The sequence below is a fragment of the Sphingobacteriales bacterium genome (genome assembly GCA_016700115.1).
GTDB lineage: Bacteria > Bacteroidota > Bacteroidia > Chitinophagales > UBA2359 > UBA2359.
Map to the genome: position 1 here is coordinate 982,061 of CP064999.1, position 21,333 is coordinate 1,003,393.

At 38.8% G+C, this 21,333-nt stretch carries 15 protein-coding genes; 8 read left to right on the forward strand and 7 right to left on the reverse strand.

What is annotated here, in order from left to right; translation table 11 throughout:
• Positions 1-60: 60 nt before the first annotated feature.
• The 3 genes from IPM47_03285 (at position 61) to IPM47_03295 (ending at position 3,146) form a co-directional block, all read left to right on the forward strand.
• Positions 61-843 carry an alpha/beta hydrolase gene (locus IPM47_03285; GenBank protein QQS29988.1) on the forward strand — a complete coding sequence of 261 codons (783 nt, stop codon included), beginning with the start codon at positions 61-63 and terminating at the stop codon, positions 841-843.
• Positions 840-1,502 carry a CBS domain-containing protein gene (locus IPM47_03290; protein QQS29989.1) on the forward strand — a complete coding sequence of 221 codons (663 nt, stop codon included), beginning with the start codon at positions 840-842 and terminating at the stop codon, positions 1,500-1,502. Before IPM47_03285 ends, IPM47_03290 begins: the two co-directional genes overlap by 4 nt.
• A 153-nt stretch (positions 1,503-1,655) precedes the next feature.
• Positions 1,656-3,146: a BamA/TamA family outer membrane protein gene (locus IPM47_03295; protein ID QQS29990.1), complete on the forward strand. Its 1,491-nt coding sequence runs from the start codon at positions 1,656-1,658 to the stop codon at positions 3,144-3,146.
• Between the two features lie 42 nt (positions 3,147-3,188).
• Here the strand turns inward: IPM47_03295 and IPM47_03300 are convergent, their stop codons facing one another.
• The 5 genes from IPM47_03300 to IPM47_03320 form a co-directional block, all read right to left on the reverse strand.
• The gene (locus IPM47_03300; protein QQS29991.1) at positions 3,189-3,521 is read right to left on the reverse strand and encodes a hypothetical protein; all 333 of its coding nucleotides are present in this window, start codon (positions 3,519-3,521) and stop codon (positions 3,189-3,191) included.
• Between the two features lie 86 nt (positions 3,522-3,607).
• On the reverse strand, positions 3,608-4,336 hold the full coding sequence (locus IPM47_03305; protein QQS29992.1) for an oxidoreductase: 729 nt from the start codon (positions 4,334-4,336) through the stop codon (positions 3,608-3,610).
• Between the two features lie 109 nt (positions 4,337-4,445).
• Positions 4,446-4,958 carry a phenylacetate-CoA oxygenase subunit PaaJ gene (gene paaJ, locus IPM47_03310; protein QQS29993.1) on the reverse strand — a complete coding sequence of 171 codons (513 nt, stop codon included), beginning with the start codon at positions 4,956-4,958 and terminating at the stop codon, positions 4,446-4,448.
• A gap of 719 nt (positions 4,959-5,677) precedes the next feature.
• The gene (locus IPM47_03315; protein QQS29994.1) at positions 5,678-6,481 is read right to left on the reverse strand and encodes a hypothetical protein; all 804 of its coding nucleotides are present in this window, start codon (positions 6,479-6,481) and stop codon (positions 5,678-5,680) included.
• Between the two features lie 8 nt (positions 6,482-6,489).
• Positions 6,490-7,065 carry a sigma-70 family RNA polymerase sigma factor gene (locus IPM47_03320; GenBank protein ID QQS29995.1) on the reverse strand — a complete coding sequence of 192 codons (576 nt, stop codon included), beginning with the start codon at positions 7,063-7,065 and terminating at the stop codon, positions 6,490-6,492.
• Positions 7,066-7,324: 259 nt separating this feature from the next.
• Between IPM47_03320 and IPM47_03325 the strand changes: the two genes are divergently transcribed.
• Positions 7,325-8,953 carry a VWA domain-containing protein gene (locus IPM47_03325; GenBank protein ID QQS29996.1) on the forward strand — a complete coding sequence of 543 codons (1,629 nt, stop codon included), beginning with the start codon at positions 7,325-7,327 and terminating at the stop codon, positions 8,951-8,953.
• Positions 8,954-9,555: 602 nt separating this feature from the next.
• Here the strand turns inward: IPM47_03325 and IPM47_03330 are convergent.
• Positions 9,556-13,020: a CHAT domain-containing protein gene (locus IPM47_03330; GenBank protein ID QQS29997.1), complete on the reverse strand. Its 3,465-nt coding sequence runs from the start codon at positions 13,018-13,020 to the stop codon at positions 9,556-9,558.
• Between the two features lie 343 nt (positions 13,021-13,363).
• Between IPM47_03330 and IPM47_03335 the strand changes: the two genes are divergently transcribed.
• Positions 13,364-13,885 (forward strand): hypothetical protein, encoded by a 522-nt coding sequence (locus tag IPM47_03335; protein ID QQS29998.1) that lies wholly within the window; start codon positions 13,364-13,366, stop codon positions 13,883-13,885.
• Positions 13,886-14,164: 279 nt separating this feature from the next.
• Here the strand turns inward: IPM47_03335 and IPM47_03340 are convergent, their stop codons facing one another.
• A complete protein-coding gene (locus tag IPM47_03340; protein ID QQS29999.1) occupies positions 14,165-18,157 on the reverse strand; it encodes a CHAT domain-containing protein in 3,993 nt (1,330 codons plus the stop codon).
• Between the two features lie 348 nt (positions 18,158-18,505).
• Between IPM47_03340 and IPM47_03345 the strand changes: the two genes are divergently transcribed.
• From IPM47_03345 to IPM47_03355, 3 genes are read left to right on the forward strand one after another with little or no spacing between them, the layout of a single operon-like run.
• Positions 18,506-19,327, forward strand: coding sequence for a hypothetical protein (locus IPM47_03345; GenBank protein QQS30000.1), 822 nt, complete (start codon positions 18,506-18,508; stop codon positions 19,325-19,327).
• Between the two features lie 10 nt (positions 19,328-19,337).
• Positions 19,338-20,468 carry a hypothetical protein gene (locus IPM47_03350; protein QQS30001.1) on the forward strand — a complete coding sequence of 377 codons (1,131 nt, stop codon included), beginning with the start codon at positions 19,338-19,340 and terminating at the stop codon, positions 20,466-20,468.
• 19 nt (positions 20,469-20,487) lie between these two features.
• The gene (locus IPM47_03355; GenBank protein ID QQS30002.1) at positions 20,488-21,333 is read left to right on the forward strand and encodes a hypothetical protein; all 846 of its coding nucleotides are present in this window, start codon (positions 20,488-20,490) and stop codon (positions 21,331-21,333) included.

Consider the following 21,333-nt stretch of genomic DNA (forward strand, 5'->3'; position numbering starts at 1 on the left):
ACAAAACCGGCTTTTTAAAACTGCTGTTCTTTTAAAACTCTCCACCAATATTAACAAACTATGAACTACACACTCCAACAACAAGGCAAATTCAAATACATCGAAGAAGGTGAAGGTGAAATTATCATCCTGCTTCACGGATTGTTTGGCGCATTGAGCAACTTTGAAGCCTTAATCAATTATTTCAAACGGGACTATAAAGTGATCATCCCGATGTTGCCCATCTATGAACTTCCAATTTTTAAGGTGAACCTACCCAATATTACCCATTTTATTGAGGATTTTGTTGCTTACAAAAAATATGAAAAGGTGTCGGTATTAGGCAATTCATTGGGAGGGCATGTTGCTTTATTATACACCCTTGCTAATCAGGAAAAAATAACTTCCATGATATTGACCGGAAGTTCGGGTTTGTATGAAAATGCCATGAGCGACAGTTTTCCTAAACGCGGAAACTATGATTTTATCAAGGAAAAAACCGAATATACTTTTTATGACCCAAAAACCGCAACCAAAGAATTGGTAGATGAAGTATTTAATACCGTTACCAACCGCGAAAAGGCTTTGCGGGTTGTTTCAGTAGCCAAATCGGCCATCAGAAACAATTTGGCAGACCAATTACATAAAATTGAGGTTCCGACTTTATTGGTTTGGGGGCTTCAGGACCGGATTACTCCGATCGAAGTAGCCAAAGACTTTAACAGTCTCATCCCCAATTCTGAATTACATTTTATTGACAAATGCGGGCATGCCCCTATGATGGAAAAACCCGATGAGTTTAACGCTATATTAGAACAATTTTTAAAAAAAGTAGTAAAAAAAACTGATAAACTAACGGTATGATCGCTCAGAATCTGATAAGAAATGATATCCCCCCTTTGAAATTAACCGATACCGGTGGTAAAGCCATCATGTGGATGAATACTTTTCACCTGCAACATCTGCCGGTTGTTGACGGCACTAAATATATAGGCATGATTGGCGAAAATGATATACTTGATTCTAATAACCCCGGAGTTAATCTTAAACACTACGATTTTGAAGGACGTAATCTATTTGTCAAAAAAGGAGTTCATATATACGAAGTGTTAAAAGCCATGAATGAGCATCAGCTTAGTGCAATTGCCGTTGTTGATGAAGAACAAAACTATCTCGGTTTAATAGCCTTAGATAAACTGATTGAATATTTTGGTCAGTTAAGTTCTGCTCAGGAACCCGGAGGAATCATTATTCTTGAAATGAATGCCTATGACTATAGTTTGTCCCAAATAGCCCAAATTATAGAAACAAACAACGCCAGGGTTTTAAGTATGTATGTTACTACACATAGCCATACTTCCATGATGGAAGTAACGCTCAAAGTCAATATTACAGACCTGAAGTCTGTTCTTACCACATTTGAACGATATGATTACAAGGTCATCGGCTCATTTCAGGAAAGTGATTATGTCGAAGATATCAAAGAACGATTGGATGAACTGATGAACTATCTGAACATTTAATTTGTCTGTTGTATTTACTCCATCCAACCATATTTTTGAAAAGGCCTATTTGCCAAAGTAAACGATAAAAAGTATTTTCCCTGTCCCATTAGGGCAAACCTTATTTTGATGAGTTGTATTTTGCCCTTTTGCACAAAACAGTCCCTGACTTTATTGCCCCTTCTCTTGATTCTGCTAAGTCCGGTCATTTATGCTCAGCCAATTTTTACAAATCTCCACGAAACGGACAAAAAATTGACCGATACTACCCACCGGGTGAATCTGAATACCGGCGATAGTCTTCAAACCACTGAAAAGTCCGAAGAAAAACCTGTTTTCTTTATTGTTCAAAAGATACTTACCCAAGGCAATAAACTGACCAAAAAAACCATCATTTTTCGCGAAATGGATATTGCCGAAGGCGATACGCTTTTTGCTGCAAACATAGAAGAGGTATTGGAGCGAAACCGCAACCAAATCTACAATACGCGGTTATTTAACGATGTAAACATAAATATTATACAACATCCGGACAACCGGATAGAATTAAGTGTTCAGGTCGAAGAACGGTGGTATATCATTCCGGCACCTATTTTTGAATTAGCCGACCGAAATTTTAACGAATGGTGGGTAACACACAAACGAAGCCTTCAACGCACAGAATATGGCTTTCTGTTTGTGCATCAAAACTTCCGGGGGCGTAAAGAATTGCTCAAGACGCTGGTACAATTGGGTTATACCAAAAAAATAGAACTCAGTTATGTCATTCCTTTTATTGACAAGCAACGAAAAACCGGTATTAACCCTTTTATCTCCTACATCACCAACCGGGAAGTACAGTATATTACTTCCGACAACAAACAACAATTTTACCGCGACGATGATAGAATTATCCGCATGAGATTTAAAGCCGGAGTGGGAATTACACGCCGGCCTAATATCCGCACGAACCACTATTTTAATGTCAGCTACTTTTACAATACTATTGCCGATACAGTAGCAACCTTAAATTCCAACTATTTTTTGGAAGGGAAAACCAAACAACAATACCTTCATGCGCGATACGAGTTTTGGGAAGATCATCGCGATATCGCGGCTTATCCTTTGAAGGGATATTCTTTTGGATTTTTGGTAGCTAAATCGGGATTTGGGATAGGCAATGATATCAACCAACTTTGGATGACTGCCCGATATTCAAAATATCAGGAACTCGGTAAACATTGGTTTGCTGCTGTCAATTTGAGGGCTAAAACTTCATTTCCCACCAAACAACCCTATTTTAATCAGGAAGGGCTTGGATTTGGAGGAAACAACCTGCCCGGGTATGAGTATTATATTATTGACGGTCAACATTATGCCATGATTCGCTCTACCCTGAAGTACGAAGCGCTGAAATTTAAAATTATAAACCCTTTGTTTAAAAAACTGACTCAGTTTCGCACAATTCCCTTTGCTGCGTATCTGAAAGTATATGCAGGCAGTGCTTATGTGCAGGATAATTTTTACCACAAAAACAACCCTCTGACCAATACATGGCTGGGAAGCGGCGGTGTAGGCATAGACATCCACACCTTATACGACAAAGTACTCAGTATTGAATACTCCTTTAACCGTCATGATAAAAAAGGGGGGCTGTTTTTCAGCTTTAATATTATTTATGACTAAAGGGTGCAGCATGTTTCTGAAAAAACAAATATTCCCGCGGTTTTACAGGGGAAGAACTGGGTCAATATAACAGGGACTTCGGCTGATGTTTTCCCTTCCTCCGTCCTGATACATAACATCTACCGTAACACCCGCCCTTTTTTCATAGTTGTTGATAATCAACCGTTTCCTGTCTTCAGTGAGTTCTCCTTTTAGCGGGGTTCCGTCTTTATGCTGTAAATTTTCGAACGACTGAACGGGTTTCTCAAAGTATATCTGGTATTGTTTTACCCCTTCAATGGGAGAAACCGGCTCTGAAATATTCAGATTTTGTTGTGCCAGTAAACTTAATGCCGGCAATAAAAACACGACTAAGGCGAACAAGTATCTTTTCATAGCAGTATGGTTTAGCGGTAAAATAAGATGATGGTTGATGAGTTTAAAACATCTTTTGCAGGTATTGTATTGTATAGAAAAAAATTTTAACCATAAGACTCGCAGATAATGTTTATTTTACGCTGATAGCCCATTTCGAGTAAGCGGTGGCAGGCTTCGTCCAACATGTTTTGCCAACCACAAATATAGAAATAAGCATCGCGCTGGTCAGCAAACAACGTGCTGTAAATTTGATGGACATATCCGGTATATCCTTTCCAATCGGGGGATTTTTCGCGGGACAGGGCTACATGATAATTAAATCCTTTTAATTTAGATTGAAGTTCCAGCATCTCCTGATGATACAATATGTTTTCCTGAAGGCGCGAACCAAAAATCAGGTTCATACCTTTGTGTTCAATTTGTTGCCGGTGAATATGCCATAACATAGACCTGAACGGGGCAATACCGGTTCCGGTACAGATAAAGCAAATTTCTTTGTCTATGGTTTCGGGAAGGGTAAAATGACCTTGCGGACCTCGGAGTAAAAATTTTGTGCCGACAGTGGCTTGTTTGAACAGATATTCGGTTCCCAGACCTCCTTCGAGCAACACAATCACAAATTCCAGCACATTGGTTCCGTCAGGAGCAGAGGCTATGGAATAACTGCGCCATCTTCTGTTTCTTTTTTCGTGAATGGGCAGGTCGAAAGTCATAAACTGACCGGGTTTGAAATCTATTGCTTCAAATTCGGGCACTTTGACAAAAAAGCGTTTGGTTCCCGGCGCTTCGGGTTGAATATCTACAATTTCACCTTCGTTCCACAAAACACTCATAGTTTTTAAAAAAGTTTGGGGTTAGGAAAAATTACATGGTCTTCTCGGTTTTTTTTTATATATTTTTCAAGTAAAAAATTTAATAGCGCAACTGTTGATAAAAATAGTTTTAAACCGGTTTAAAAGCCTCGAAAGCCTGCCGGCAATCATAACAAAAGTGCATAGACCGGCAAAGAGTAGGTCCGAAAAGCAGGTTGAGAGAAGTATTAGAACTTCCGCAGTTGGGGCATTTTGCTTCTGCTATTTTTTCTAAATCAACTTCTCCGGTGTAAACAGGTGGAGGAGCCAATCCAAATTCTTTGAGTTGTTGTTTTCCCGTTTCACTGATTCTGTTAGAGTTCCAGGGTATTGTAAAATCAATTGTTACCGTTGCTTCTTTAACAAATGGCAACGCCGCCACACATTCCTGTATTTGGGTTTGCATCACCTTGGTTGCAGGACAGGCGGTAAAAGTAGGAGTCATCACTACTAAAGCGGTTCCTGTATCTTCATGCCAGGTTACAGAAGTAATAATGCCCAGATCAACGACCGAAATAACAGGTATTTCAGGATCTTTGACCGAAAACAGTGCTTCGTATATTTGTTGCTCGCGCTCGGTATTGGTTAAAATAGTGGTTTGCATGTCATCTTTTTATAGATGTGATCTGCTTTAAAAACAATGCCTGAATTACTTACCACTTAAAAGTAAGCGATTGTCCTGCTGCTTAACTCATTAAAAGCCAATATTAGTACTTTTTCTTTTTGCGTTGTCTTTTGAACAGTAAAATTGTATAAAATAAACACCGGCAACTTCGTAAAGGTTATTTTTTACTGTAAATCTGCTGTTCGGCACCGGTTAATCCGCCTTTTTTGATGTTTCGGGTTTGTGATAAAAGTTTAACCGAAATGTAACGCAGAGGATTCTTAGTGAAACTTTGCGTTTAACTTTTAGATAATAAGCAGTCGGAAAATATTGGGATTGAAAAAAAATCCCGTAGTGATTAGACAAGGAAGTAATTGACGGTGCCGATGTGTTTCGTCTTTGGTTGTTGAAAAACGTTTAATGCCTACGTATTGGGATTTACCTTATCGGGTGGCGAAGTAAATATAGGGAGAAAAAATATAAATGCTTGGACAACAAGATTTGCATGGTAAGGAGAACACGCTCCTGCCTCTCAAGAGGGAAACACCTTGATAAAAAGGTAAAAGACAGTTTCTAACCCTGTTCGCCATTTAAGTTGTCGCCCGGTAAATGTATGGCGGGTATAAAAATCAGGAAAAGGGGCGAGTATAGCTATTATCCTTTCAGTTTAATGGCGTTCAAGGTCCAATTTTATACTGTTTTTAGGAACACTCTCAAAACTATTCTCCTGCATCTTTTTGAACCGGCTTAAGCAGTGTCTTTAACTGTTCAATCATCCGCTCATCTGTTTCTGCCTTAAGTAGCGCAAACTCCCTTGTTTCTGATAGCGGGTAAAATTGGTTATCCATTTTTAAATAAAGTTGGGTAAACTCGTTTTCATTGATTCGGATGAGTTCAAAAGCGGATCCGTCTGTCGGAAAAATGCCTGAGAGAGTAAGTGTGTCTGTAAGTTGGTAATGTCGGGTAGGCTTTTCGTCTGATATTAGGAGTATGGGCAGTCTTTCCAATTCGGCAGTGTCGCCGTCAGACACGACATATCCCAAAGACGTATCCTGAATGCCTACTGTTTTAACAGGTAAATTGAAAGTGGTTTTGATTGGCGGCACAAGCACCAACTTGTTATCCGGAGAAATTATATTGTTATTTTCAATTAAAAAGTAAATGCCTAACCCTGAAAATAGTAACACCGATGCTGCTGCTAAGAACCAGATAATGGAACGAGAAGATTCATTAGATTCAGAGTGATTTGAGAATTCGCGCCCCATGTATGAATGTTGTGAGAAATCGCCCCTCATGTGCTTAGCTGCCGGGACTTTAGCCAAATCAAATTCAATCAATTTCTTTTTCATTTCTTCTCTTGCCGACCGTTTTATGGCTGCAATCAGAATCTTTTCTGTTTCAACAGCTTCTGCAAATTCAGGGTCATTGGCTATCAGCATTTCCAATTTAGTTAACTCCTCCCCGCTTAGTTCGCCTTGCAGGTATTGGTCTATCAGTTCGTATTGTCCGTCGGTAGGTTTCATAGCGGTTTTTATATGTTTTTAAGGTCTGCGCACAATTCTCTTAATCTTTTCATGCATTTTGCCTTTTGAGTTTTTGCATTATCGGCATTGGTATAATTTATCTCTTCTGCAATTTTTGCCATATTCCAGTTATCCCAATAAAAGTGGGTTAGAATTTTTTTGCAATTCCCGCCCAATGTGTTTAAGTGTTCCATGGCTTTTATAATAAAATACTCTATTTTCTCTTTATCTTCCACATTATCGTCAACTTCTATTTCTAAGAACTCTTTAGAGGTATCTATAATCATTGGGGTTTTACCCTTCCTCTTCAACTCTTTTAACCACAAATTACGCGCTACTGAGTATAAGTATGTTTTGATAGAGCAGGTCAATTCAAATTTGGGGGTTTTCGCTTTCTCATAAAATGCAACAACGGTATCCTGAACAATATCATTTGCTTCATCTGAAGATCCCTTGTTATTAAGAACTAAAGAGCTAAGCATATTATAATAATCTGTATAAAGGTTTTCAATACACCCCTCTTCCCCATTTCGTATAGCATTTAGAATCTCGTTATCTTCGGAATATTTACTGCGTTTATCCATACTTAATAACTTGAAAGGGAAAAAGGTAACCCAGATTAACCTTTTTTATTTTATTATCGCAAATATAGAAGTATAAACCGAAAAATACAATTTCACTTCTTTCATATTTTCTTTCACTTTAGGCTAATCCAAATTAGCCCTTTTCTCCTACTCGTTGCAGCTTTCAGGGTTACCTTTTGTGAACTGTGGTATCAAGGGTAAAGCATCTGATTGTAAAGATGCCTAAAACTCAAATATCAATTCACAAAACTTAATTGAAATGAGCAAAAAACTTACCCTTTTACTGTCTTTGTGCCGAGCGTCCCTTATCCTGATTTTAGTGTTGGTATCAGTTTTTGTTTCCGGTTTTATAATGATGCCCGGCAACACGGGTTCAACCACTTACACCAATGCCAAAGTAGTCATAAAAGTATGGAAAGCAAACGTAGCGTTGCGCAACAACGAAATTGACAAGGCAAGAAAATACTTGGTTGACGCTTTCCAGCAAAATCCTTCTGACCCGCTCCTGGCATTAAACATCGCGAAATTGATGGATTGCTCCCAATCGTACAACACCGCTTTAAATATATTGGGACGAAGCGGCTCAGGCAAAGATAACCCGGAACTGAAAAGGGGTAAATATGCATGGGAGGGGTATTGTGCCGCAAAAACAGGCAAATCCCAATATGCAGTGCAGCGAACTCGCGAAGCTATGAAACTCGTATCTCAAATACAAGAACAGGTTGATACTACGTCAGAGGGGATTATTACCCGAAACGAAGAAATGTCGAAACTGCTGAATAATCTTGGGGTAAGTTGGCTGATGTATCATTCTCACGACAAAAGCGAAGGCGACCACGAAACCCATGTTACATTGGATAGTTGCGACATAACCTTTGCATTCCGCTTTTTTGAACGGGCTTTAACTTTCAACCCTGCAAACCAAGCAGCAAAAGCCAACCTGACTTATCTGAAAAAGGTAACTCCGGCGGTTAGCAATATCTGCCCTCAATTTACCGATTACAACGATTACCTTAACTCGCTAATGCCTTTTCAATACAAAAAGAGGAAAGAAGAACCAATTAAAAATTCGGGCGGAACCGTTCATAAACCGCTCAACTTGGGAAGCGCTAATAACATGTTGCTCGACAATATGGAAGTCATTTTAAAAACTATGGATAAATACAAAGAAATAATGTTTGTATTAGACCACTCCGGCTCTATGGTTGCCGAAATGCCTTTGCCGCCCGAAACCAATAAAAAAGGAAAAGAAGTAAAACGTAACACTTCCCGTTTCGGGGTCATGCAGCATTCCGCATTATACCTTTTACAGAAGTTGAAACCTTCTATTAAGCTGGGCGCTATTACCGTAGGTAACGATTGTCAGATTACTCCCGACATCCATTTCCCCGTGATAGAAGATAAGCGAAAACAACTGTCTGAGATGATAAATCAATTATATCCCAACGGAGCAACGCCGCTGATTGAACAGTTGGAAAACAGCATCGGTATGTTTTCTGCCGGAAAAGACAAAAAAGCCATTCTCCTCTTTACCGACGGGTTAGATTCCTGTAATCCCGCTATGGATATGTGCGCTTTTGGTGAAGAATTGGCAAAAGCCGGTATAGACCTGTTTGTAGTATGCTTTTTATTGGAAGAATCAGATACTCGGGAAGATTACGCTTTTTACAACTGCCTGACCACTCAACAGATTTTCGGAGCTACATCGAAGGGTAAATGGGAATTGAAAAATGTGAGAATTCCCTTGGATGTTCCCCAACTGCTCATAGTCGGAAAAATTGAACCAAACACCTGTGTTATGCAACGCGGAAAATTTGGTATTCGCTTATCCAACCTTCCCGATAGCGACAGTTCTTCTTGTGATTTTGAACAACCCCTGTTTGATTAAATTGAACTCATGGCAGTCATATTTTTAGGCTGTGTCCCCTTTTCAGCCCTGTCCATGTCGGCAGGGCTTTTTTATTCGCTTATTCTATTACAGAACATGATTTAATTTTTAAACCCACTTTTTTTGAACATTCCCCAGTTATTGATAAACATAAACGATTCAAAGATGAGCATAAACGATATCTAAAAGAACCCACCCCTAACACAGCCCCTGTTTAAGTGGGAAAGGCAGGATTTTTAAAGACATTTGACATTATTAGATGGTTCAAAATTAAATCATAGTTGGTATTACCTTTTGTCGCATTTGGGTATTGATGTCATCCATCAGGGTTCTGCAGGATTTGGCGTTTGTTTGCTGCAATCATAACACCTCTTCGGGTTGTATTTTGGCGGGCTTTTTCGGGAAACATCGGATGATTTTCTAAAAACCCCTGCAAGATAAGCTCCTTTGGAGGGACCGGGGGAGGTCGGAACTACAAAAGTAGTTAACCAACAAATAAGTACACACCCCTTGCCCCTCTCAAAAAGGGAATTAAGACTTTCCGATTGCCAATCCATATAGGTTTGCCAACCCATAAGAATTAAAACAAATAAACTACCCGCTTACTCCCCCACCAACACAAATGCCCCCCAATAGTAAGGATGTTTATAGTCGGATGTTTTTCTGAGCGTTTTTTGGGCGGCTTTAAATGCCTGCCGTTTGTTGCCGGTTTCTAAAAAGTTTTGGTAAAAGGTATTCATGAACAGGCTCGTTGCGGCATCGCTTACCTCCCTCAACGACATCATCACGCTTTGCGCCCCTGCAACCTGAAACGCCCGTTGCAAACCGAATACCCCCTCGCCGTTGCGAACCTCGCCCAAACCTGTTTCGCAGGCGCTCAAAACAACCAATTCCGTCCCCCGCAGATTCAGATTCACTGCCTCGTAAGCGGTCAGAACGCCGTTGTCGTAAGTTGCATTGGAGGGGTATTTGCCCGATAAGGTCTCCTGCGCTCCGCTGAAATAAAGTTGAGACCGCAGCAATGGGTTTTCAATAGCCCGTTTTATGTCCATGTCTGCAAAATACTGCATCCGGTTTAATTCTTCGGGTTTATCGGAAATCTCCAAAAATGCGCCGTGCGTGGCAAGATGCAGAATGCGGGGGCTGTTTACCGATTTGACCGCCTCCTCCGCAGCCTCTTTCCCGCTGTACGATTTTACGGAATAGCCCGCTTTTGTGAGCGCTGCGCCAATTTGGTTTATTTCCGTTTGAGTGCCGGGCAGGGGTTTTAGGTTAAAAGTAGCAGAACGGGTATTGTCGGGAAGATAGGCATCGGTGGCTGTAGGATTTTTATAATGCCCGGCAGTAATTGCCAACGTCGTGCTGTCGGCGCTGTATGTGGGGTTGCCTAACAGAACAGCCGACAAATTGGAAGTAGCCGTTTTTCGGGGTTTGACCAAATCTTTGGTACTGCCTACCAAGTGCAGTTCTTTCACATCGCCGAGATATTTGCCTTCGGGGGTAATCAGGGTTTCCATGTTGATTTTGTGGTAAATTCCGTCCAAAGACAGATAGACCTTGTTTGCACACTGCAACAGGCTGTCCAAGGGTTTCCAGTATTGCATGTAACCGTCAAAATCGTTTTCCCTCGTTTTCATAGCGTTTATATAGTTCTTAAAGTGCTTGCCCTCCAAATCTTTCCCGTTTTTCAACCATACCACATCGGGATGTTCTTTGGTTTGCGGGGTAACTACCATTAGGGCATAATACACCGTATCTGTCCATGATTTGCTGTACCAATTAAAACGGGCAATTTCTACGGCAGCTTCGCCGGCTTTCAGTTGTTTTTGTACATCCTGCCAGATATATCGGACGGTATCTGTAGCTTCGGCAAATGCTTCAGAACGGCGGGCAAGGTCTGCTTCTACGCGGTTTGCAACTTCTTCAAGGCTGTCTATATTGATGCCTATGATTTTTCGCTGCTCAATGGTTTTTTCATAGAGTTTGCCGAGAAAACGCCGCTGCCCCAACCAGTTTTCGTAATCGGCCAACAGAGTTGTATCAGCACTTGTAGCTATTCTGTTACGCATTTGTTGAGATGTCGCTAATTGCAGTCCTTTGATAAAAAGTGTATAATCGTAATCGTTGGATAGCGTTTGGGGGATAGTTTTGTGGGCTTTGTAAGCAAAGGAATGGAAGGCTTCGAAATTATATTTTATAGCGTTAAAATACTGCTCCCTATCTCTTTCAGACAGCCCGGTAAAGTTTTGGATTATTTGGTTTTGATAGATTTGCATGGCTTGAGTATATAGGGGATAAGCAGTGGGGTAGTTTTGGGTTTGGTTATACAGAACTGCCAAATTGGTTAAAGAAGTAGCATAGTTAGGATGTTCTTCACCCATAACTATTTTTCTGATGGTTAAAGCTGATTTGAGGAAAGGCTCTGTTTGTTTATAATTACCCACAATAGAATACAATAATACGAGATTGTTAAAGGAATACGCTGGTACGAGATGTTCTTTATCTAAAATTTTGCTGATTTCCAATGCCTGTTTATGCAACGTTTCAGATTGTTTGTATTTACCCATAACCCTACACAAACCAGCCAGACTGTATAAGGAAATTGCATATTCGGGGTGTTCTTCTCCCAAAACTTTTTTCCTGATTTCTAATGTCTGTTTATGCAACAACTCTGCTTGTTCGTATTTACCAATATATTGATACAGTAATGCCAGACTGTTTAAGGATATTGCATAGTCGGGGTGTTCTTCTCCCAAAACTTTTTTCCTGATTTCCAATGCCTGTTTATACAATGGCTCTGCTTGTTCGTACTTACCCATATCCCAATACAAGTCTGCCAGACTATTTAAGGAATTGACATAATCGGGGTGTTCTTCTCCCAAAACTTTTTTCCTGATTTCCAATGCCTGTTTATACAATGGCTCCGCTTGTTCGTATTTACCCATAACCCTATACAAAAAAGCCAAACTGTTTAAGGAATTGACATAATCGGGGTGTTCTCCTCCCAAAACTTTTTTCCTGATTTCTAGTGCCTGTTTATAAAACGATTCCGCTTGTTCGTATTTACCCATAGCTTTATATAAACCTGCAAGATTGTTTAAGGATGTTGTATAATCGGAGTGTTCTTCTCCCAAAACTTTTTTCCTGATTTCCAATGCCTGTTTATAAAACTGCTCCGCTTGTTCGTAATTACTCATAACCCAATACAAACCAGCCAGACTGTTTAAGGAATTGACATAATCGGGGTGTGCTTCCCCTAAAATTTTTTTCCTGATTACTAAAGATTCTTTGTAGAGGGGCTCTGCTTGCTCAAGATTGAGGATAGTATAATACAAACCTGCCATATTGTTTAAGGAAGTGGCATAATCGGGGTGTTCTTCTCCCAAAACTTTTTTCCTGATTGCTAAAGCTTCTTTGTAGAGGGTTTCTGCTTGCGTATAATTGCCCATAGTATAATACGAACCTGCCAGATTGTTTAAGGAAGAGGCATAAGAAAGATGATCTTTAATTAAAAATTGCTTTTGCATCCATTCCATAGTCAATTCTATTTGAGGCTTGGCCATTTCTTTATTGCCAATTTGAATTAAGCTATCAGCAGCCAGTCGGTTTTTTTGAAATCCCTGAGCCTCTCCATCTAAATATACCATATAATGATATTTTTTGCCGTCTTCCTTATAGTAATACCATGTTCCATCTAATCCATTTTCAGTTTCTGTGCCCTCGATTCTCTTGTTGCCGTCTTCATAATAATATACATAATAGCCATATAGTCTGTCATTTTTTTCTACCGGATTAGTTAATTCAAATGCAACACCTCCATTTTTGAAATACCCCTTTATATCATTATTATCAAGCTGACCCTTTTGATAGTTCACTTGAGTATAAACTTCATACAATGAGGTGTCGGTAGTTCTATACCATGGAATGGAATCGGTATCATATAAATGCGTCCATAACCCGGTTCTTCGGTTTTGTTCGTCTAATAAATTAGGTGAAACAGGGGCTTGAGCCCAAATTTGAGTGATAAATAAAAATATCAGTACTAAAACAGTTGAATAGTATTTCATCGAGGGAAAATATTTTTGAAAAAAGTTTGTCAAACGAGGGTTACCTTCTTTTGGGTTTGGGTATAAAGAATGTAACACTAAGAAAGAGATATTTTAACCGTGGTTACACGGTCTGTCAGAGACAAAGTTAATTGTTTATTACCACTTGAAGCAACGCAAGATATTTAAGAGAATAATTAACAATATCGAAGATAGCTTTCAGTTGTCGGATAAACTGACTTAATCCGTGATGATATTCAGAGGTTTGCACTCTGAACGCTAAAATTCAGTTTTCTTATGTAGTCTTTGGTGACAATAGCAATAAAAAGTTTCAATACCTCTCAAACATAAAACACAACAAATCATGAAATCAAAATTACACAATTCAATTTCTTGTTTTTCTTTCAAACACCTGTTTGGCATCTTTACTTTTTCACTTCTTCTGCTTTTAGGCCGGCAAAGCTCCCTTTTCGCGCAACAGGAAACATATTCAAGGTTTATCATTTCCGATGCCCGGATTAACGACTATGATTATACCGAACGTTATGTCGGTTCAGGAGGATATATCGTGTTCTATGAAGTTGATGGAGAATTGTTTATGGCGAATGTATTGGAAGACGAAAATACTCAATCTTATGGACGTTTATTTTCAATGAATATCCGCGAGATTAAAGAAACTTATGAAAATTATGAAGCAGAAGTTTATACTTTCAAATGGAGTTATATTAATGATTATGATACCAAAAGGGGAACAGCATCAGTACGTCTGACAAAAGTTTATAAACCTGTTGGAGTGGCGTTTATTTGCGTTATCGTTCCCGAAAACTTGGATGTATTGGAATATCGGGGGTATATGGAGGGAAGCATTGACTTTTCGGGTTATTAACTCGGTGAATCAGACACAAAAAACAGCCAATCCTCATTCACCGAAAACGAGCCGGCTTTCCGGCAAAAGTTTAACCCGCAATAGATTTCACAAAGGAACTTAAATGATTCTTTGCGGAACTTTGTGTATAACTTTGCGGAACTCTGCGGCAAAATTATTAACCACAGAGAAGCGCTAAGAAACAACAGAAAGCAGAAAAAGGTATGAACACCCAAATAAAACAGAAAATATCTTTCGGCTAAACCTTATAGGTTTGGCAAACAAAACAAATAACTCTCCCTACTCTCCCACCAACACAAACGCCCCCCAATAGTAAGGATGTTTATAGTCGGATGTGTTTCTGAGCGTTTGTTGGGCGGCTTTAAATGCCTGCCGTTTGTTGCCGGTTTCTAAAAAGTTTTGGTAAAAGGTATTCATGAACAGGCTCGTTGCGGCATCGCTTACCTCCCTCAACGACATCATCACGCTTTGCGCCCCCGCAACCTGAAACGCCCTCTGCATACCAAATACCCCCTCGCCGTTGCGAACCTCGCCCAAACCTGTTTCGCAGGCACTCAAAACGACCAATTCCGTCCCCTTCAGGTTCAGATTCACCGCCTCGTAAGCGGTCAGAACACCGTTGTCGTATGTCGCATTTGCGGGGTATTTGCCCGATAAGGTCTCCTGCGCTCCGCTGAAATAAAGTTGAGACCGCAGCAATGGGTTTTCAATAGCCCGTTTTATGTCCATGTCTGCTAAATACTGCATCCGGTTTAATTCTTCGGGTTTATCGGAAATCTCCAAAAATGCGCCGTGCGTGGCAAGATGCAGAATACGGGGGCTGTTTGCTGATTTGACCGCCTCCTCCGCTGCCTCTTTCCCGCTGTATGATTTTACCGAATAGCCCGCCTGAGTGAGCACTGCGCCGATTTGGTCTATTTCAGTTTGAGTGCCGGGCAGGGGTTCAGGTAATATGTAGCGGAACGGGTATTGTCGGGAAGATAAGCATCGGTGGTTGTAGGATTTTTTAAATTGCCCGGCAGTAATTGCCAACGTCGTGCTGTCTGCGCTGTAAGCCGGGTTGCCCAACAGAACAGCCGACAAAGTGGATGTAACCGCTTTCCGGTGTTTGACCAAATCTTTGGTACTACCCACCAAATGCAGTTCTTTCTCATCGCCAAGGTATTTGCCTTCGGGAGTAATCAGGGTTTCCAAGTTGATTTTGTGGTAAATTCCATCCAAAGACAGATAGACCTTGTTTGCTCCCTGCAACAGGCTGTCCAAGGGTTTCCAGTATTGCAGGTAGCTGTCAAAATCGTTTTCCCCCCTTTTCATAGCACCGGTATAATTCTTAAAATGACTGCCCTCCAAATCTTTCCCATATTCCAACCATACCACATCGGGATGTTCTTTGGTTTGCGGGGTAACTACCATTAGGGCATAATACACCGTATCTGTCCAATCTTTGTTATACCAATTAAAACGGGCAATTTCTACGGCAGCTTCGCCGGCTTTCAGTTGTTTTTGTACATCCTGCCAGGTATATCGGACGGTATCTGTAGCTTCGGCTAACGCTTCAGAACGGCGGGCAAGGTCTGCTTCTGCGCGGTTTGCAGCTTCTTCAAGGCTGTCTATATTGATGCCTATGATTTTTCGCTGCTCAATGGTTTTTTCATAGAGTTTTCCGAGAAAACGCCGCTGCCCCAACCAGTTTTCGTAATCGGCCAACAGAGTTGTATCAGCACTTGCAGCTATTCTGTTACGCATTTGTTGAGATGTCGCTAATTGCAGTCCTTTGATAAAAAGTGTATAATCGTAATCCTTGGATAGCGTTTGGGGGATAGTTTTGTGGGCTTTGTAAGCAAAGGAATGGAAGGCTTCGAAATTATATTTTATAGCGTTAAAATACTGCTCCCTATCTCTTTCAGACAGCCCGGTAAAGTTTTGGATTATTTGGTTTTGATAGATTTGCATGGCTTGAGTATATAGGGGATAAGCAGTGGGGTAGTTTTGGGTTTGAGTATTTAATTGAGCAAGGTTGGTAAGAATCAAAGCATTACCAGCATTATTCTCTCCAATTGTACTTTTTACGATACCAAGAGATTCTTGATATAACAGCTTCGCTTTTTCTAATTCACCCACTTTGTCATATAGTAATGCAAGGTTGTTTAATGTTATCGCATAATTGAGATGATTTTCATCCGAAATGTTTTTTTGAAAGGATAATGCTTCAAGAAGTAATGGTTCGCTCTGATCGTGCTTACCCATTTTATAGTATATAATCCCTAAATTATTTAGTTTTGATACATAATTTTGATTGTTTTCTTCTAAAAACGTATATTGTATGGACAAAGATTCTTTACAATATTTTTCGGCTTGCTCATATTCTTCTACACAACTAAAAAGAAAACATAAATTGTTTAATCCTTCTGCATAATTGAGATTCTCTTTTCCTAAAATTTCTTTTACAACTGTTAAATATTTCAACAACAGAGATTCTGCGGTAGAATATAAGCCCATATTAGTATACAAGACTGCTAAACCATTCAATGAATTGGCATAGTATATATTGTTTTCTCCCAAAGCTGATCTTGTAATTGATATGGCCTCTAACTGCAAAGACTCGGATTTCAAGTAATCTCCTTTAGCAAGATAAAGGTTAGCCAAATTGTTTAAAAAAATAGCATAGAAAGGACGATTCTTTCCTATTGTTATCTCTGCTGTATATAGAACCTCATAAAATAATTTCTCTGCTTCAGTATAAAAGCCCCAATCAGCGTAAAGCAAGGCAAGATTGTTTAGTGTGGTTGCATAATAAATATGTTCTTCACCCAAACTTTCCTCAAGTAAAGACAACGCATATATAAACAGGTTTTCTGCGACCTCAAAGTTGCTTTTAGCGCGTTCGGTTTCTGCAAGACTAACTACAGATAGGGCGTACTTGTAATGATTTTCTCCCAATTCTTCCTTTTTCATTTGTATAGACTGGTAACAAAAAAATTCGGCTTTTTCATAGTTAGCTGTAATTCTATAAATTTCTGATAAGTTATAAAGTACTTCCATGTGTGTTTCACTGTTTGGTGCAATTTTCTTGATAATTGAAAGGGCTTTAAGAAATAACTGCTCAGATTTCGTAAAATTGCTTGTTAACCCATAGTATTGGGCTAAGTTGTTAAGAGTAACTGCATAGTAATAACGTTTTTTAAAAGAGGATCCTTTTAAAACAGATAAGGCTGACATATAAAAATTCTCGACTTCTTCAAAAGCACCCATTTTAGTATAGAGAACTGCAAGATTATTGAGCGCCATAGCATATTCTGGGTGTTTGGTACCAAAAATTGTGGTCATTATTTGTAAGTATTGTTCCCGTAGTGGAATAGCTGCTTCGTATAAACCAATGACCTCATAAGTTTCTGCTAATTGATTTATAAATTTAGCATGTTCTGTGTTATTTTCCCCATACAATTCATTTGTAACTTCAATTGCGTCCAAATATAAATCTATCAACCTAAAATAGAATCCCATTTTTTTGTAAAACTCGGCAGTAACAATTAAAACATCAATGTATTTGTGTTGAATTTTTAATTTGTTTATGTTCCACAAATTTAGGCTTTCTTGAAAAAGTGAATCTGCCTTTTCAAAATCACCAAGGGAATAATAATCCATCGCCAAAAAACCCAATAAATTGATATTGTTTTTATGATTTTCCCCCCACATTAACTTGCTTTTATTATAAGCTTTTTCGTAGAGTAAAACAGCATCACTATACAGTTCATTGTCATCAAACAATTTTGCAGTCCCAAACAATAAATTAAACCAAATTGTGTCCTGCTCTTCTACTTCCATTTCCGCTCCTTCCAAAAAATCAAAAATGTATGTTTTACTGCTTTCATCTAAGTAGTTATTCATTACACTGCTTTCAAAAATAATCATAGTCTTTAGTAAATATTCCTCACTCTCATTACCCTTTATTCCTTTCCATATTTCAGCAGCTTGTGTATAGTATTTAATGGACTTCTGAATATCTTTAATGTTTCCATATACATGCCCTAATTGCTCATAACAAAATGCCACTAATGTATCAGTATTTCCTTTACCAATGATACTTAGTTCCAAGGCTTTTTCATAGTTGGAAATGGCTTGTGAATTTTTTTCTTTTTTTAATGCTTTAGTACCTTTTTCTAGATAGTAATTTATCTGCCCCTCTAAATCTTTTGGTACGGGTTGAGCTATTAAACCAATAGTACAGAATAAGAGAAGAAAAAATACAACGGCGTATTGTGCTGATTTCATCAGGGGAAATTTTTTTTTAAAAAAGGTTTGTCTTTCTGGGTTACCTTCTTTCGGGTTTGGGTATTAAGGCTATAAAGCACAAAAAGAAACTTATGCCTGACAATAATAAACAGAAAAATAGAAAAGCTACGGTGTTGCAAAACTTTTTCAAAGTTACCACTAATACCTCAACCTAAAAAGTTAAAGCAGTCGGAATTACAAAAGGGCTGTCCGTCCTACACCGAGATTTTTCCGGTCTATTCTTATTTGTCGGATTGTGAAGACATCCGCCTTATTGGAAAGGCAATTTGTATTGCTATACCCAATTGCAAAACCATTGAAATTATATAATCAAAAACACTTAACATTATGAAATCGTCTGTTAAAATCATTGCTATCCTCACGCTTCTTGGAGTCGCAACCGGTTTTTACTTTTTAAACTCTACTGGCAAACAGGTAATTGACAGGTACATTATAGGGGTAGTAATCCCTCCTCCCGCTACACCCATAGAACCCGAAAAAATCATTTATGTATTGGCAGATGGCACTGGATCTACTAAGAGCCCTCATAATATCCCTCAAGTAACTATTGATTGGATCGAAAAAGTTTTAGACACTATGTATGTGACATCCGGCGGCAAGTTTTATATAAGCCATGTTGATAACGACAGCAGAAATAACGAGGTACTCTATATATCAGTTCCAAGTCAAGTACTTGTCCCGCTTAAACCTGAGAGAGAGAACGGTGAAATAAGCTTCGAATACTCCAAACGATTACGCGATTGGGAAAATAGTCTGGACGCTGTAAAAAAAGACTCGGACAAAACGGCTATTCAGTTCAAAAAAGCCAAAGTAGCGTTTTTAGCCGACTGTTCAGAGCTATTAAATAACAAAGTATATGTCAAAAGCAAAAACAACCTTAGTACGGATATTATCGGAATTTTGAATGCTGCTTTCATTACTCTTCAAAATAATCAAAACAACGAAGGCAAAAAATATGTAGTCGGTTTTTCTGATTTCATACAAGCTGCTCCAAATATTAATATCAAGCTTAACTCATCATTCGAAGGTGTTCAAATAATTGCAGTAAATCCAGTTCAAAACAGTTCCAAAAAAATGGTTACTGACAAGCTTATTCAATTAGAGCACCCCAACAGAGTAATTGAAACGATTTTCACGCCAATAAAATAACAAAAGGTTTATGAGTTTATTTAACACTCTTTTTAAAAGCGAATCAAGCGCTGCCCGTACAAAGTTTGACAGCTTACAAAAAAAGGTTGGACAAAAATTTGGACAAGCTTCCAATCTTATACCAAGTTTTAATAAAGCACAGCGCCAAAGAGAAATTGCTGATCAAAATCTCCAAGAGTTTATTTCTCAAAACGAGGGAGTACAAGTTGCAGATTACACTGTGCAAAACAGAGTATTAGAAAAAAGGCTGAAGAATAGGAAACTCTTCACAATTGGGGCTGATGCTTTAGTTTCCATACCTGCCATTAAGTTGGTACTGGGAGAAACTCTCGGATTGACGAATATAACTATGCCGGTTGCATTAATAATAGGTTGTGTGTTTTCATACCTGCTCTTACAATTATCAATACATTACTTAGTTGACGATTCCCGAGAAAATCGCAATACCGGTTTCACATATTATTGGAACAGATTTTCCTTTATAATTCCATTACTTCTTATTCCGATTCTGTCTTTTTTCTTGATTATTCAGAATCCCGATAGCTCTGCGAACTTTATTTGGGTCGTTTTTATGGTAGTAGCCTTTTTACTGAATTGTAAAGCAGCTTCTTATAGCAGAGACTATAACTTGATGGAATATACGATAGAAGCAAAAAAAGCAGAGGATGTTTTACGGAAAAATTTAGAAGGAAGCAATCGTTTGATAGATGCTATCAACGAGGAAATGCAACAAATCCGGGTTCAAATTGAATTGATAGCTACCGACATGCTGACAGAGTGGTTGAAAATAACTGAGTCGGAGCGACCCAACGAAATTTCGTTGAGCCCCAAGTATATTTTTGTATTGAATAATCAAATCTATTTTCGACAGGTATTGCCTATGCCGAGATTGTCTATTGTATTACCACAAGGCGATGTGGCGCTGTTCTACGATTTTTGGAACAACACTACAGGCAATCCTGAAAAAAGTCAAAACAATTTGATTCCAAATACAGATAATACTCAACCTTCACAGTTAAACCAGAACGTAAACGAAACAGACAACGATAACCGGAATTCTGATGAAGAGCAGGTCTATAATACTGAAGAAGAGGATTCCACTTTCGGAACTAATATTTCCAATAACAACAAGTTTGTTTAACAATTAAATTATTTACACCATGAGTCAAGTACGAGAGAGACAAAACGTTACAGAACTGACTGCCGTTGATTTAGGATCGACAGTAAATACTACTCCCATTATAACTGCTATAGAAACAACTATTGCCCAAGAGAGCAATGTTGCTTTGCGAGAATTGATCACAGAATCTGTTAATGCGACTACTACGAGTTTAGAAAAAAAGATGGCCACGTTAGTACAATCACCGGTGGTCTTGCGAAACTCTTTTGCTGAAAATTATACAAAAGCATTCGCAGAAATTACGCAAAATGTTGATGTAGTAACCAAACAAAAAATGGCTGTAGTGGAAACATTAGCCAACAGTAAATATCAAGTTCATTCAGTAAAATCGATTGAACTTGGAGTACAAGAATTGTTGGCAGCAACTACTACAACGACCTTAGCAACAGCAGTAGAGAAAATGATGAATGAGGTACAAGCTGAACATTATGCCATTTTTTCAGAAAGTATTGCATCAGTTGTAGAAAACGCAAGCGTTGCAATTGGTTTTACAATTGTTGAAGTAAAACAAACAGGGGCAGCTATTACGGTAATAGCATTAAATGAGCAAGGTCAATCTATTCAAACCAATGTTACTGTTGATAAAAAAACAAGCAGGGTGGATTTGGTATCTGAAACTTTCGGTATCAATGACAAGTCTTGTGATAATATTCTCAACAAATTTGATATTGAACTTGAAAAAGCAGGGTTGAAATATCGCAAGACGGATATTAAATGGAAAGAAACTGTAGATTGGGTGCCTACAAATCCCTTAAAGAAACCAGTTATTACTCCGGCGATAAAATTTGACAGAAAAAAATTAGTAAACAAACATTTAAAAAGCTAA